Origin of the sequence: Rubellimicrobium sp. CFH 75288 (assembly GCF_009904055.1) — a bacterium.
Classification (GTDB): domain Bacteria; phylum Pseudomonadota; class Alphaproteobacteria; order Rhodobacterales; family Rhodobacteraceae; genus Rubellimicrobium.
Genome location: NZ_WYDP01000005.1, coordinates 325,924 through 338,815, shown reverse-complemented (window position 1 = coordinate 338,815; position 12,892 = coordinate 325,924). Strand labels below are relative to the sequence as shown.

Sequence of the window (12,892 nt, the reverse complement as noted above, 5' to 3'; positions counted from 1 at the left end):
CTGCCAACCGGCTGCGCGGGGGGTGCGGGAAAAAACTTCGTGGGCGCGGCTCAGAGCCCGTCGCGGAGCGCGCGGCGCAGGACCCGCTCGATCTTGGCGGCCGCCAGCGGGGCGGTGGCCTTGGTGTGCTCGTGGCTGATCGCCTCGGAGGACAGCCCCGCGGCCATGTTGGTGACGGCCGAGAGAGCGGCCACGCGCAGGCCGAGGAAGCGGGCGAGGATCACCTCGGGCACCGTGGACATGCCGACGGCATCCGCGCCCAGCGTGCGGATCATGCGGATCTCGGCCGGGGTCTCGAAGGAGGGGCCGGACCACCAGGCATAGACGCCCTCGTGGAGATGGACCCCCTCGGCCGCGGCGGCATCGCGCAGGCGGGCGCGCAGGCCGGGGTCGTGGGCGTCGGTGAGCGGCACGAAGCGGTCGTCGGTCGCCTCTCCGATCAGGGGGTTGGTGCCAGCGAGGTTGATGTGGTCCGACAGCAGCATGACCGAGCCCGTGGGCATGTCGGGGCGCAGGCTGCCCGCGGCGTTGGTCAGCAGCACCGCGCGGGCGCCCAGCGCGGCCAGAAGCTCGAGCGGGAGGCGCATGGCGGCGGGGTTGCCCGATTCGTAGAAATGCGACCGCCCCCCGAGGACGGCGATGCGCGCGCCCTCCCACAGGCCCACATGGAGGCGGGGGTTGTGACCCGAGACGCCCGCATGGGGAAAGCCGGGCAGCTCCGTGTAAGGGATGGCCGGCCCCTCGACCTGCTCGGCGATGTGGCCGAGGCCCGAGCCGAGGACGAGGCCTAGGCGGACGGGATCGGCTCCCGCGCGCTCGCGGACGAGGGCGGCGAGGTCCCGGGCGGCGGGCGAGGGGAGGGCAGGCATCAGCGCTCCTTGACGTAGGGCTCGCCCCCGGCGCGGGGCGGGATGGCGCGGCCCACGAAGCCCGCGAGGATCACGACCGTGAGGATGTAGGGCAGCGCGTCGAGGAACTGGGTCTGGACGCGCAGGCCGATCACGGCCTCGATGGTGGCGGGGCGCAGCGACAGCGCCTGGAGGAAGCCGAAGAGCAGGCAGGCGCCGAGCGCGCCCCAAGGGCGCCACTTGGCAAAGATGAGCGCGGCGAGCGCGATGAAGCCGCGGCCCGCGGTCATGTCGCGGATGAAGCCCGCTGCGGGTTCGGCGGTGGAGAGATGCGCCCCGGCCAGCCCGCAGAGCAGGCCCGCGATGGCCACGGCGGCAAAGCGCAGGCGGATGACCGAGACGCCGGCCGTGTCCACGGCGGCCGGGTTCTCGCCCACGGCGCGCAGGCGCAGGCCGAAGCGGGTGCGGAACAGCACCCACCAGGAGACGGGCACCGCGAGAAGGGCGACATAGACGAGGATCGTGTGCCCCGAGACCACGTCCGCGAGCAGCGGGCCGAGAAGGGGGATGTCGCGCAGCGCGGCAAAGCCGGGGAGCTGGATCTCCGCAAAGCGGCTGCCCGCCCCGAGCTGGGGCGTGCGGCCGCCCTGGGCGAACCAGGCCTGCGCCGCGACCACGGTGATCCCGGCGGCGAGGAAGTTGATCGCCACGCCCGAGATGAGCTGGTTGCCGCGGAAGGTGATGGAGGCGAGGCCGTGGAGCCCCGACAGCACGAGCGAGCCCCCGATTCCCATCAGGAGGCCCAGCCAGACATTGCCCGTCACGGCCGCGACCGCCGCCGCCAGAAAGGCCGCGACCAGCATCTTGCCCTCGAGCCCGATGTCGAAGATGCCCGCGCGCTCGCTGAACAGGCCGGCGAGGCAGGCGAGCAGGAGCGGCGTCGCCAGCCGCAGCGTCGCGTCGAGAAGCTGGAAGAAGGCCGTCAGGTCCATGCGCGCCTCACTCCGCGGGCTTGCCGGGGTCGGACGGGGCGGCAGCGCGCCCCGGCGGATGCAGCGTCGGCCCCGGCGGCGAGAGCGCCGCGCGCGCCCGCCGGCGGGCGAAGAGCCGCTCGACCGGCATGCGCACCATGTTGTCGAGCGCGCCGGTGAACAGGATCACGAGCGCCTGGATGACGACGACCATCTCGCGCGGGATGGAGGTCCAGAGCGCGAGCTCGGCGCCGCCCTGGTAGAGCGCGCCGAACAGGATGGCGGCGAGGAACACGCCCAGGGGATGCGCGCGGCCCATCAGCGCGACGGCGATGCCGATGAAGCCCGCCCCCTCGACCGCGTTGAGGATGAGGCGCTCGGCTTCGCCCAGCGTGTTGTTGATCGCCATGAGGCCCGCGAGCGCGCCCGAGAGCAGCATGGTCACGGTGATGATGCGCGTCGCGCCGATGCCCGCATAGCGCGCGGCGGGCTCGGAGAGGCCGAAGGCGCGGATCTCGTAGCCGAGCCGGGTGCGCCAGACGAGGAACCAGACCGCGACGCAGGCCAGGAGCGCCACGAAGAAGGTGATGTTGGCGGGCGTGCCGCGGAACAGGACCGTGTCGCCCCAGGAGAACATCTGGCGGAAGTCGGGCAGGTGCGTCTCGGGCGGGAAGCGGGCGGTCGCCGTCTCCATGGTGCCGGGGGGCTTGAGGGGGCCGACGAGGAGGTAGTTGAGCAGCGCCGCGGCGATGAAGTTGAACATGATCGTCGTGATGACGATGTGGCTGCCGCGTTTGGCCTGGAGGATCGCCGGGATCAGCGCCCAGGCCGCCCCGAACAGCGCCGAGGCCACCATCGCGCCCAGAAGCGCCAGCGACCAGTGCGGCCAGGGCAGGTGCAGCATGGCGAGCGCGACGCCCAGGCCCCCGATCGCGGCCTGCCCCTCGGCCCCGATGTTGAAGAGCCGCGCATGGATGGCAAGCGCGACGGCGAGGCCCGTGAAGATGAAGTTGGTCGCGTAGTAGAGCGTGTAGCCCCAGCCATAGGTGGAGCCGAGCGCGCCCGTGACCATGATGGTCAGTGCCTGCCACGGGTTCTCGCCGATGGCGAGGATGACCAGGGCCGAGATGGCGCCGGCGAGCAGCAGCGACAGGGCGGGGACGAGCAGCACGTCCGCCCAGCGGGGCATCCGGTCCATGTCAGGCGGCCCTTTCCGTGACGCCGGCCATCAGCAGGCCCAGCTCGCGCGCGTCGGTCGCGTGCGCGGGCCGCTCGCCCATGATGCGGCCGTCGAACATGACGGCGATGCGATCCGACAACGACAGGATCTCGTCGAGCTCGACCGAGACGAGCAGGATCGCGCAGCCGCGGTCGCGCAGGGCGACGATCTGGCGGTGGATGAACTCGATGGCGCCGATGTCCACGCCGCGCGTGGGCTGGCCCACGAGAAGGAGGTCGGGGTTCGACTCCATCTCGCGGGCGACGACGATCTTCTGCTGGTTGCCGCCCGAGAAGCTCTTGGCGGCGAGGAGGGGATCGGGGGGGCGGACGTCGAAGCGCTCCATCTTGGCCTGGGCGTCGGCCTTCATGGCGGCGAGGTCCATGACCGCCCCGCGGGAATAGGGCGCGCGGTGGTGGTAGCCGAGCGCCACGTTCTCCCAGGCGGCGAAGTCGAGGATCAGCCCCTCGTGCTGGCGGTCCTCGGGGACGTGGCCGATGCCCGCGTCGCGGCGCGCGCGCCCCCTCGCGGGCCCCAGATCGAGCGGGCGGCCCCTGAGGCGCACCTGCCCCGTCGCGCGCATCGTCCCGCCCAGCACGGCCAGAAGCTCGGACTGGCCGTTGCCGGCCACGCCGGCGATGCCGAGGATCTCGCCCGCGCGGACCGTGAGGGAGATGCCGCGGAGCCGCTCGACGCCCTTGGCGTCGGTGACGCGGAGGTTCTCGACCTCGAGGACGGGGGCGCCGGGGGTGGCGGGGGCCTTGTCCACGCGCAGCAGGACCTTGCGGCCCACCATCGCCTCGGCCAGTTCGGGAGGCGAGGTCTCCGCGGTGCGGAAATGCGCGACCATCTCGCCGCGGCGCATGACCGAGACGGTATCGGTGATCTCCATGATCTCGCGCAGCTTGTGGGTGATGAGGATGATCGTCTTGCCCTGGTCGCGCAGCGAGCGGAGGATGCGGAAGAGGTGGTCGGCCTCGGCCGGGGTGAGCACGCCCGTGGGCTCGTCGAGGATCAGGATGTCGGCCTTGCGATAGAGGGCCTTGAGGATCTCCACCCGCTGCTGGAGGCCCACGCCGAGATCCTCAATGCGCGCGTCGGGCGGCACCTCCAGTTCGTAGTCGCGCGCCAGCGCGGCGAGTTCGGACCGCGCGCGGGCGAGCGAGGGGCGCAGCAGCCCCGAATCCTCGACCCCGAGGATGACGTTCTCGAGGACGGTGAAGTTCTCCACGAGCTTGAAGTGCTGGAACACCATGCCGATGCCGGCACGGATGGCGGTCTGGCTGTCGGGGATGTCGATGCGTTCGCCGCGGATGCGGATCTCGCCCGCATCGGCGCGGTAGAAGCCGTAGAGGATGCTCATCAGCGTGGACTTGCCCGCGCCGTTCTCGCCGATGATGCCGTGGATCGTGCCGGGCATGACCCGCAGGCTGATGTCGCGGTTGGCCTGCACGGGGCCGAAGGCCTTGGAGATGCCGACCAGTTCGATGGCAGGCGGCTGGAGAAGGCCGGTCGTGTCGCGCGGGCTCATCGGGCGGTCTCCGGTTGCGGGAAGGGCCGCGCGGGCTTTGCCGCGCGGCCCCCAGAAAGCGCGGTGGCGGGCCTCAGAAGGTCAGCGCCGGGCAGGTCTCGTCCGTCATGTAGTCGTGGACCTGCAACTCGCCCGAGGCGATCTTCTCCTCGGCCTCCGTGACGGCGGCGCGCATCTCCTCGGTGATCAGCGCCTCGTTGTGCTCGTCGAGCGCCCAGCCCACGCCGTCATTGGCCACGCCCATCACCTGCACGCCGGTCTCGAGCCCTTCGCCACCGGCCATTGCCTCGTAGACGGCGTTGTCCACGCGCTTGATCATGGAGGTCAGGACCTGGCCGGGATGAAGGTAGTTCTGGTTGCTGTCCACACCGATGGACAGGATGCCCCGGTCGGCCGCGGTCTGCAGCACGCCCACCCCGGTTCCGCCGGCGGCCGCATAGACCACGTCGGCGCCCTGGCTGATCTGGGCCAGCGTCAGCTCGGAGCCGCGGGCGGGGTCGTTCCAGGCCGCCGGCGTCGTGCCGGTGAAGTTGACGAGCACCGTGGCGTCGGGGTTCACCGCCTTGACGCCCTGGGCATAGCCGCAGGCGAACTTGCGGATCAGCGGGATGTCCATGCCGCCCACGAAGCCCACCGTGCCCGTCTCGGAGGCCATGGCCGCGAGCATGCCGACGAGGTAGGAGCCCTCGTGCTCGTTGAAGACGACCGAGCGGACATTGGGCTGGTCCACCACCGCGTCCACGATCACGAAGGTCGTCTCGGGGTAGTCGGGGGCGATCTGCTCGAGCGGGGTGGCGGACATGAAGCCCACCATGATGACGGGATCGTGGCCCTGTTCGGCGAAGCGGCGGATCGCCTGTTCGCGCTGCGGCTCGGCGGTCAGCTCGAACTCGGCATAGGACTGGCCCGTCTCCTCGCGCCAGCGCTCGGCGCCGTTGAAGGCGCTTTCGTTGAAGGAGCGGTCGAACTTGCCGCCGAGGTCGAAGATCACCGCCGGCGAAGCCACGGCCGCGCCCGCCGCCAGCGCCAGGGCTGCGGTCGCGCCGAGAAGGGTCGAAAGCTGGGTCATGGGTCTCCCGGTCCTTGTGATTGGGGGCGTCCCGCCGCGGCGGCACGCCCCAAGCCTGCGCCACACAAGCGCGGCAACGCTGCTGCGGTCAACTGGATTTTCCGTGCCCCGTCCGCGACGTGGCGGCGTCCGCGTCGCCTGCCCGGCGGGCGAGCACCAGCGCGGCGGCCGGGGCGCCGCCGGCGCGCCGGTAATAGCCTGCCCGGCGGCCCACGAGGACCCAGCCGAGGCCGTCATAGAGCGCGCGCGCCGGGCCGTTGTCCTCGGCCACCTCGAGCAGGATCCGATCGGCCCCCGCCGCCGCGGCGCGCGCGGCAAAGGCCGCAAGCAGGCCGCGGGCCAGCCCCCGGCGGCGCTCCGCGGGCCGTGTGGCCAGCATCAGCACCTCGGCCTCTCCGCCGGCGATGCGGCCGAGCAGGACGGCGCGCGCATCGCCCAGCGCCACCGTGCCGGGCGAGGCGAGGAGGGCCGCAAATTCCGCCTCGCTCCAGGCGCGCTCGGGCCAGGCGGATTCGGCGTGGACCGCGGCCATCAGCGCCGCGTCGGGCACGTCGGGCGGAGCGGTCATCCGGGCAGGACGACGGGCGGCGCCTCGCGCGCGGGGGCGGCATCGGGCGGGCGCAGGTAGAGGGGGGCCGGACGCGGGCCCGGCGCGGACAGACGCGCGGCAGCCAGCCGCGCGATGGCCACGGCGACGGGCAGGATCGGCGCGGCCGCCTCGCCCCCCAGGCGGGGGGCAAGGGTCGGAGCGAGGTCGCCCACCACGGGCGTGCCGGGCGGAAGGCGCGGCAGGTCGCCGTCGAGCGCACGGGTCTCGGGTCCGAACGGATCGGTTCCGAATCGCTGGAGGTGGACCGATCCCAGCCGCGCGTCGCGCACCACCAGCACGTCCGCGCGGCCCCAGGCCAGCGCCTCGAAGGCGGTGATGCCCACGGCCGGCAGGCCGAGCCCGAGCGCAAGGCCGCGCGCGGCCGCCACGGCGATGCGCGTTCCGGTGAAGTTGCCGGGTCCAGTCCCCACCCCGATCCCGGCGAGGTCCCCCCATTCCGCGCCGGCCCCGGCCAGAAGGGCCCCGAGCAGCGGAAAGAGCCGCTCGGCCTGACCCGTCGCCATCGGTTCCTCGGCGCAGGCGAGGACGCGCTCGCCCCGCAGCAGCGCGGCGGCACAATGCGGCGCGGCCGTGTCGAAGGCCAGGACGAGCGGCGCCACCGCGCGGCGTCAGGCGGCGACGGGGCGAACCTCGACCACTTCGGGGATGTAGTGGCGCAGGAGGTTCTCGATGCCCATCTTGAGCGTCAGGGTGGAGGAGGGGCAGCCCGCGCAGGCACCCTGCATGTGGAGATAGACGATGCCGCGGTCGAAGCCGTGAAAGGTGATGTCGCCGCCGTCCTGGGCCACGGCCGGGCGCACACGGGTATCGAGCAGCTCCTTGATCTGCTCCACGATGGCTGCATCGGGCCCCTCGGCCTCGGCATGGGCGGGCGCGGAGGCGGCGCCATCGAGGACGACCGGATCGCCGGACTGGTAATGGTCCATGATCGCGCCCAGCAGCACGGGACGCAGATGGGTCCAGTCCGCGTCGGGCGTCTTGGTGACGGTGACGAAGTCGGCCCCCAGGAACACCGCGGTCACGCCATCCACGGCGAAGAGGCGGCGGGCGAGCGGGCTCTGCTCTGCCGCCTCGGGCGAGGTGAGATCGAGCGTGCCGCGGCCCAGAACCGTCTCGCCGGGCAGGAACTTGAGCGTGGCGGGATTCGGGGTCGATTCGGTCTGGATGAACATGGCGCGGCCTCCGCAGGGCAGGCTTCCGATATGCGCCTTCGGGGTCAGGGGGTCAAGCGGTTTGGAATGATTCCAGATCGTCAGAAGCAGAGCAGCAGCACGACTGCCTCGGCCACCGGATCGGGAATGCCGTCGGACAGGTCGAGCGGGGTCTTGGTGACGCGCGGCAAGGCCACCCCGGCCTCCTCGAGCAGGTCGCGCAAGGTGGAGACGGGGGTGGCGAAGTTCATGTTCTCGGGCAGGACGCCCGCCTCGGAGAGCGTGTATTCCGCCCCGAGCTTGGCGACGACCACCCCGAGCACGGCCCCGTTGCGCCCCAGGAGCGGGCCGCCGCTGTTGCCCGGCTGGACCGGTGCGGTGATCATCACGGGCTCGCCGGGGCCGGGCACGCGGGGCAGGGCGCTGACATTGCCCGTGGTCACCGCCAGCCCCTGGTTGTCGGTGATGCGCAGGCCGCGAAAGGGATAGCCCAGGGCGAGGACGGGCTCGCCCAGGCGGGGGCCGCCGGCGGCGGGCACGGGCAGCCAGTGCGCCGAGCGCCGCTCGGCCGCGAGCACGGCAAGGTCCGAGACGGGATCGGCGGCCAGGACCGAGAGGGCGCTGCCGTCCTCCTGCTCGATCCGGCGGCAGCCCTCGACCACATGGGCGGCAGTCACCACGTCGGTGGCGTTGACGTAGAAGCCCGTGCCGCTGCCGCGGGGGCCGGCCGATGCGGGCGGCGGCGGGGCGGCGGCGAGGGCAGGCGGCGGGGGCGCACGCTCGGGCGCAGCGGGCGGCGGGGGCCGCAACAGGCGCTCGAGCGGGCCGCCGGGCCGGGGCCGGAGGTCCGGCGCGCGGCCCCACTGCATCGACGAGGCGATCAGGTCGAGGCGCCGCCGCTCGGCCGGCGTGGCGACGACCTGGAGGGAGACGACCACGCCCTCCAGATCGAAGGAGCGCAGATAGACGCGACGGCCGTTGCGCAGGGTGATGGCCGAGATGGCCCGGCCGCGCCCGTCGGCGGCATAGGCCTCCTCCGGGCCGGCATGGTTGCGCATCATCCAGTCGTGCATCTCCCAGGTGCCGGGCCAGTCGTCGAACAGGACGCGGAACACGAGCCCGCCATCGGCCGACCGGTATTCGAGCGTGAGGCCGTCCTCGAGAGGCGGGCCGAGGCGGTCGAGCGGCAGGGCGACCGAGAAGGCCTCGAGGCGCATCACCGTCCAGCCGTTGCGGTCGATCTCGGCGGCGAATGTCCGCAGGAGCGGGCGCAAAGCGGCCGGATCGGTCCGGCCGCGGGCCTCGCGCCCCTGCCAGCGGGTCAGGGCGGCGGCGCTGCGCGCGCCCCAGTCGCCGTCGAGGATGCCCGCGTAATCCCCCGACCAGACGAGCGCCCCCTGCAGGAAGCGGCGGTCCTGATCGGCGAGGTCCCGGGGATCGAAGGCCGCAGCCGAGGTCCCGAGCCAGAGCGGCAAGGTCGCCAGAAGCAGGATCAGGGCACGCAGGGCAGGCATCGCGGGGACCGGGCGGGACGCGATCATCAAAGCGCGCCCGCCCCGTCCTGTCCACCGATCCGTCAGGGCAGCGGCGGCGCCCCCTGCGCGAGGACCAGCACGGCCAGGAACAGGGCCGTCGCGGCATGGCCCAGGATGGCCGCCCCGAGCGTGCCGGTGGCGAGCCGCGCCGCCGTCCACGCGCCCCCCAGCGCCAGCGGCCCGAGCGCGAGCAGGAGGGGATCGAGCCCCGTCTCGAGCCCCCGCGCCCCCAGCCAGGCGATGTGGAAGACCCAGAAGACGAGCAGCGCGCCGGCCGCGGCCGCCGGTGTGGGGCGGGGCAGCATCGCGCCGCGCCAGAACAGCTCCTCCAGCACGGCATGGACGATCGCGCCCAGCGCGGCCGCCACGATCAGATGGGCAGGGATCAGCACGGTGCCGAGCGCGCGCAGCGCGAGCGCGCCCAGCACCACCACGGGCAGCGCGAGGGCCAGCGTCACCGACAGGGGCGGCAGGCGCGCCTCGGAAAGCTGCCAGAGCGTGTCGCGGTCCGACACGAGCGCGAGCGTCCCGGCGAGCGCCGCCCAGTAGGCGAGAAGGCCCAGCGCCATCCCCCCGAGCGGCCCGAACACCCCGGTCGCCCAGACGAGCAGGCCGTAGAGCGCGGGCACCGCCAGGAGCGCCCCGAAGGCGAGGCGGCCGTCCATGTCAGGTGATCTCCTCGAGCCGCTCCTTGCTGAGGTCGCCGGGCACGATCGTCAGCGGCACGGGCAGGGTGCCCGCCTGCCTGGAGAGCGCGGTGACGAGGGGGCCGGGACCCTTGCTGTCGGTGCCGGCCCCGAGGACCACCACCCCGATCTCGGGGTCGGCGCGAAGCTGGGCGATGATCTCGGGAACGGGCTCGCCCTCGCGGATCACCAGTTCGGGGTCGATGCCGCGCTTGTCGCGCATCCACTTGGCGAAGACCTCGAAATGGACCTCGATGCGCTCGCGCGCCTCCTCGCGCATGATGTCGCCCACGCCGACCCAGGCGCCGAACTCGGCCGGCTCGACGATGGCGAGGACCTGGACCCCGCCCCCGGTCTTGGAGGCCCGGATGGCAGCATACCGCATCGCGTTGAGGCATTCGCGCGTGTCGTCGAGGACGACGAGGAACTTCCTCACGGCGTCTTTTCCTCCGCTCGCCGGCCGTGGGCCGTCCCGGCAGAGTGGCCGAAGCGGCAGGGCCTTGCAACGGGGCGCCCGGTCAGCGGACGAGTTCCCGATCCGCGGCCAGCGCGCGGACGAGATCCCGTCCCGCCTGCCGGCGATGCCACGTGTCTTCCCTGCAGAACGAGGCCCAGCGGACCAGGATCTCGACCGCTTCGGCCGCCTCGAGCCAATGCCGGGCCTGGCCCCCGCGCAGCCCGTAGGCTCGCAGAAACAGGTGCCGCAACGCCGCCCCGTCATAGTCGCTGGGCAGGCCGCGCTCGCGCGGCAGCAGAAGGAGGTGGATCGTCATGCGCGCCAGATCGAGATGGCGGCTGCCGGCCCGGACCCAGCAGAGATCGACCCCGACGGGCGAGCGCCCCGAAAGGATCAGGTTCTGGGGCAGGAAATCGCCGTGGATGCGCACGGGCCAGCACCAACCCGGGCTCATCGCCCCGATCCGCTGCGCCAGCGCCTCGGCAGCGCGCAGCCAGGCCTCGCGCTCCGGTCCGGGGCGGATCGGTTCGGCCCGGGCGGCGGCCAGGCGCTGGAGCAGGACCCTGCGCGCGGAGACGGGCCGGGCGGGGAGCGGGCGATGGAAGGCGCGCAGCCAGCGCCCGCAGGCGGCCACGGGCGCCGCGGCCCCCGGACGGCGGACGAGCGCCCCCATCGTCTCCCCCTCCACCCAGCGCGAGACGACGATCCCCGCCTCGGGGTCGAAGCCGACCGGCTCGGCCACGGCGGCGGCCGAACCCCGGGCGGCGGCGGCTGCGCGGAACTCGGCCCGGGCGTGGTCGGGCCGGGCGAACAGCTTGACGGCAAAGCTGGCCGCTTCTTCCCCCCGGCGCCGGGCGGCAAAGACCAGCGATCCCCCGTGCGAGCCGCGCCGCTGCACGAGGCGGAGCCTCCACTCGTCCTCCGGCACCGAGAGACGGTCGGCCAGGATGCGCCGGCTGAGCCGGGTCGCCTGCCGGAGGTGCAGGACCGGCGCGGGGTCAGAGGCGTCACGCATGTCCGCCACGAAGGCGGAGTGTCACAAAAGTGTCAAGAAGCGGCGGAGTATCTCCGGCCGGTCGCCCCGGGGCGGAGCGCGTCGCGCGTCCTCAGACTTCGGACAGCAGGGCGCGCAGGTCGAGGGGCGCGTTGTGCATGGCGAGGCGGCCCTGCCCATCGCGCGGCCAGTCCGCCTCCGGCCGGTCGCGGTAGAGTTCCACGCCGTTGCCGTCCGGGTCGCGCAGATAGACGGCCTCGCTCACCCCGTGATCGGCCGCGCCCTCGAGCGGGATGCCCGCCCGCAGCACCCGTGCCAGCGCCTGCGCCAGCGCGCGCCGGTCGGGATAGAGGATCGCCAGGTGGTAGAGGCCGGTATGTCCCGGCGGCGGCGGCGTGGCGCCCGCGCTGTCCCAGGTGTTGAGGCCCACATGGTGATGATAGCCCCCCGCCGAGAGAAAGGCCGCGTCCGGCCCGTAGCGCTGCGTCACCTCCAGCCCGATCACGTCCCGGTAGAAGGCGATCGCGCGGTCGAGATCGGCGACCTTCAGGTGGACATGGCCGATCCGCGTCGCGGCCGGGGCGCGGTCGGCGGCGGCGGGACGGGCTGGCGGGGCCGGATCGGACATGGGACGGGCCTTTCGGATGGACCGGTCCCATCTAGGCGCTCCGGCCCTGCCGCGCGAGCGTTGCGGCCGCGCGGGCCCTGTGCGCCCGCGAACGCTTCGGCCCCGGCCGCGCAGGCCGTGCCCGGACGGCGTCAGCCGCCCCGGACCAGGCCCACGATGTCGAAGGTCCGCTCGAGGATCGGCTGGGCCAGCGCGCGGGCGCGTTCGGCCCCGCGCGCCAGGAGCCGGTCGATCTCGGTCGGGTCGGCCATCAGGCGGGCCATCTCGCGCGAGACGGGCGAGAGCGTCTCGACCGCCAGCTCCGCCAGGGCGGGCTTGAAGGCGCCCCAGCCCGCGCCGCCGTGGCGGTCGAGCACGGCCTGGGGCGTGATCCCCGCAAGGGCCGCATAGATCTCGACGAGGTTTCTGGCCTCGGGGCGACCCTCGAGCTCGGCCACGGTGGCGGGCAGGGGGGCGGCGTCGGTGCGGGCCTTCTGGAACTTCTTCGCGATCGTGGCGGCATCGTCGGTCATGTTGATGCGCTCCATGTCCGACTCGCCGGACTTGGACATCTTCCTGGTGCCGTCGCGCAGGTTCATGACGCGCATGGCCGGCCCCTCGATGACGGGCTCGGGCAGGGGGAAGAAGTCCACCCCGTAATCGTGATTGAACTTGCCCGCGATGTCGCGCGTGAGTTCCACGTGCTGCTTCTGGTCCTCGCCGACGGGGACGTGGGTGGCGTGATAGAGCAGGATGTCGGCCGCCATCAGCGAGGGGTAGGCATAAAGGCCCAGCGACTGCGCCTCGGCGTTCTTGCCGGCCTTCTCCTTGAACTGCGTCATGCGGTTCATCCAGCCCAGCCGAGCGACGCAGTTGAAGATCCAGCCCAGCTCGGCATGGGCCGAGACGCGCGACTGGTTGAACAGGATCGATCGCTCCGGGTCGATCCCGGCGGCGAGAAAGCCCGCCGCCACCTCGCGCGTGGCGGCGCGCAGCTCGGCCGGGTCCTGCCAGACGGTGATCGCATGGAGGTCCACGACGCAGAAGATCGTCTCGGCCCCGCCGCGGTCCTGCGCCTCGACAAAGCGCTTGATGGCGCCGAGATAGTTGCCGAGCGTGAGGCCCCCGGACGGCTTGATCCCCGAAAAGATCCGGGGGGCGAAGCGGCTCTCGGTCATGGGATGCCCCCCTTCTGGAAATCGGCGCCGCGCTCG

14 protein-coding genes are annotated in these 12,892 nt (G+C 73.0%); all 14 read right to left on the bottom strand.

Annotated elements, in window-relative coordinates; translation table 11 throughout:
* Positions 1 to 50: 50 nt before the first annotated feature.
* The 14 genes from GT358_RS07320 to trpS all read right to left on the bottom strand — a co-directional run bounded on the left by GT358_RS07320 (position 51) and on the right by trpS (position 12,856).
* On the bottom strand, positions 51 to 869 hold the full coding sequence (locus GT358_RS07320; RefSeq protein ID WP_166581935.1) for a purine-nucleoside phosphorylase: 819 nt from the start codon (positions 867 to 869) through the stop codon (positions 51 to 53).
* Positions 869 to 1,840 carry an ABC transporter permease gene (locus tag GT358_RS07315; RefSeq protein WP_166581934.1) on the bottom strand — a complete coding sequence of 324 codons (972 nt, stop codon included), beginning with the start codon at positions 1,838 to 1,840 and terminating at the stop codon, positions 869 to 871. Before GT358_RS07315 ends, GT358_RS07320 begins: the two co-directional genes overlap by 1 nt.
* 7 nt (positions 1,841 to 1,847) lie before the next feature.
* Complete coding sequence (locus GT358_RS07310; RefSeq protein ID WP_166581933.1) at positions 1,848 to 3,017, bottom strand: ABC transporter permease; 1,170 nt, start codon at positions 3,015 to 3,017, stop codon at positions 1,848 to 1,850.
* Between the two features lies 1 nt (position 3,018).
* Positions 3,019 to 4,569: an ABC transporter ATP-binding protein gene (locus GT358_RS07305; RefSeq protein WP_166581932.1), complete on the bottom strand. Its 1,551-nt coding sequence runs from the start codon at positions 4,567 to 4,569 to the stop codon at positions 3,019 to 3,021.
* A gap of 73 nt (positions 4,570 to 4,642) precedes the next feature.
* A complete protein-coding gene (locus GT358_RS07300) occupies positions 4,643 to 5,638 on the bottom strand; it encodes a BMP family protein (protein ID WP_166581931.1) in 996 nt (331 codons plus the stop codon).
* 88 nt (positions 5,639 to 5,726) lie between these two features.
* A complete protein-coding gene (locus GT358_RS07295; protein ID WP_243730745.1) occupies positions 5,727 to 6,206 on the bottom strand; it encodes a GNAT family N-acetyltransferase in 480 nt (159 codons plus the stop codon).
* Positions 6,203 to 6,847 carry a tRNA (adenosine(37)-N6)-threonylcarbamoyltransferase complex dimerization subunit type 1 TsaB gene (tsaB, locus tag GT358_RS07290; RefSeq protein ID WP_166581930.1) on the bottom strand — a complete coding sequence of 215 codons (645 nt, stop codon included), beginning with the start codon at positions 6,845 to 6,847 and terminating at the stop codon, positions 6,203 to 6,205. The genes GT358_RS07295 and tsaB overlap by 4 nt, the downstream gene beginning before the upstream one ends.
* A gap of 9 nt (positions 6,848 to 6,856) precedes the next feature.
* On the bottom strand, positions 6,857 to 7,420 hold the full coding sequence (locus GT358_RS07285) for a NifU family protein (protein ID WP_166581929.1): 564 nt from the start codon (positions 7,418 to 7,420) through the stop codon (positions 6,857 to 6,859).
* Positions 7,421 to 7,500: 80 nt separating this feature from the next.
* Positions 7,501 to 8,913, bottom strand: a complete 1,413-nt coding sequence (locus tag GT358_RS07280) for a S1C family serine protease (protein ID WP_166581928.1) — start codon at positions 8,911 to 8,913, stop codon at positions 7,501 to 7,503.
* Between the two features lie 62 nt (positions 8,914 to 8,975).
* On the bottom strand, positions 8,976 to 9,599 hold the full coding sequence (locus GT358_RS07275) for a type II CAAX prenyl endopeptidase Rce1 family protein (RefSeq protein WP_166581927.1): 624 nt from the start codon (positions 9,597 to 9,599) through the stop codon (positions 8,976 to 8,978).
* Between the two features lies 1 nt (position 9,600).
* Positions 9,601 to 10,056: a universal stress protein gene (locus tag GT358_RS07270; RefSeq protein WP_166581926.1), complete on the bottom strand. Its 456-nt coding sequence runs from the start codon at positions 10,054 to 10,056 to the stop codon at positions 9,601 to 9,603.
* Positions 10,057 to 10,138: 82 nt separating this feature from the next.
* The gene (locus GT358_RS07265) at positions 10,139 to 11,092 is read right to left on the bottom strand and encodes a phosphotransferase family protein (RefSeq protein ID WP_166581925.1); all 954 of its coding nucleotides are present in this window, start codon (positions 11,090 to 11,092) and stop codon (positions 10,139 to 10,141) included.
* Between the two features lie 91 nt (positions 11,093 to 11,183).
* Positions 11,184 to 11,699, bottom strand: coding sequence for a VOC family protein (locus GT358_RS07260; RefSeq protein WP_166581924.1), 516 nt, complete (start codon positions 11,697 to 11,699; stop codon positions 11,184 to 11,186).
* Between the two features lie 131 nt (positions 11,700 to 11,830).
* Positions 11,831 to 12,856 carry a tryptophan--tRNA ligase gene (gene trpS / locus GT358_RS07255; RefSeq protein ID WP_166581923.1) on the bottom strand — a complete coding sequence of 342 codons (1,026 nt, stop codon included), beginning with the start codon at positions 12,854 to 12,856 and terminating at the stop codon, positions 11,831 to 11,833.
* Positions 12,857 to 12,892: the final 36 nt, after the last annotated feature.

Coding starts and splice junctions, on each gene's coding strand:
- GT358_RS07305 (WP_166581932.1), bottom strand. CDS start 4,569: ATGAGCCCGCGCGACACGACCGGCCTTCTCCAGCCGCCTGCCATCGAA.
- GT358_RS07285 (WP_166581929.1), bottom strand. CDS start 7,420: ATGTTCATCCAGACCGAATCGACCCCGAATCCCGCCACGCTCAAGTTC.
- GT358_RS07315 (WP_166581934.1), bottom strand. CDS start 1,840: ATGGACCTGACGGCCTTCTTCCAGCTTCTCGACGCGACGCTGCGGCTG.
- GT358_RS07300 (WP_166581931.1), bottom strand. CDS start 5,638: ATGACCCAGCTTTCGACCCTTCTCGGCGCGACCGCAGCCCTGGCGCTG.
- GT358_RS07310 (WP_166581933.1), bottom strand. CDS start 3,017: ATGGACCGGATGCCCCGCTGGGCGGACGTGCTGCTCGTCCCCGCCCTG.
- GT358_RS07280 (WP_166581928.1), bottom strand. CDS start 8,913: ATGCCTGCCCTGCGTGCCCTGATCCTGCTTCTGGCGACCTTGCCGCTC.
- GT358_RS07260 (WP_166581924.1), bottom strand. CDS start 11,699: ATGTCCGATCCGGCCCCGCCAGCCCGTCCCGCCGCCGCCGACCGCGCC.
- GT358_RS07265 (WP_166581925.1), bottom strand. CDS start 11,092: ATGCGTGACGCCTCTGACCCCGCGCCGGTCCTGCACCTCCGGCAGGCG.
- GT358_RS07320 (WP_166581935.1), bottom strand. CDS start 869: ATGCCTGCCCTCCCCTCGCCCGCCGCCCGGGACCTCGCCGCCCTCGTC.
- GT358_RS07275 (WP_166581927.1), bottom strand. CDS start 9,599: ATGGACGGCCGCCTCGCCTTCGGGGCGCTCCTGGCGGTGCCCGCGCTC.
- GT358_RS07295 (WP_243730745.1), bottom strand. CDS start 6,206: ATGACCGCTCCGCCCGACGTGCCCGACGCGGCGCTGATGGCCGCGGTC.
- trpS (WP_166581923.1), bottom strand. CDS start 12,856: ATGACCGAGAGCCGCTTCGCCCCCCGGATCTTTTCGGGGATCAAGCCG.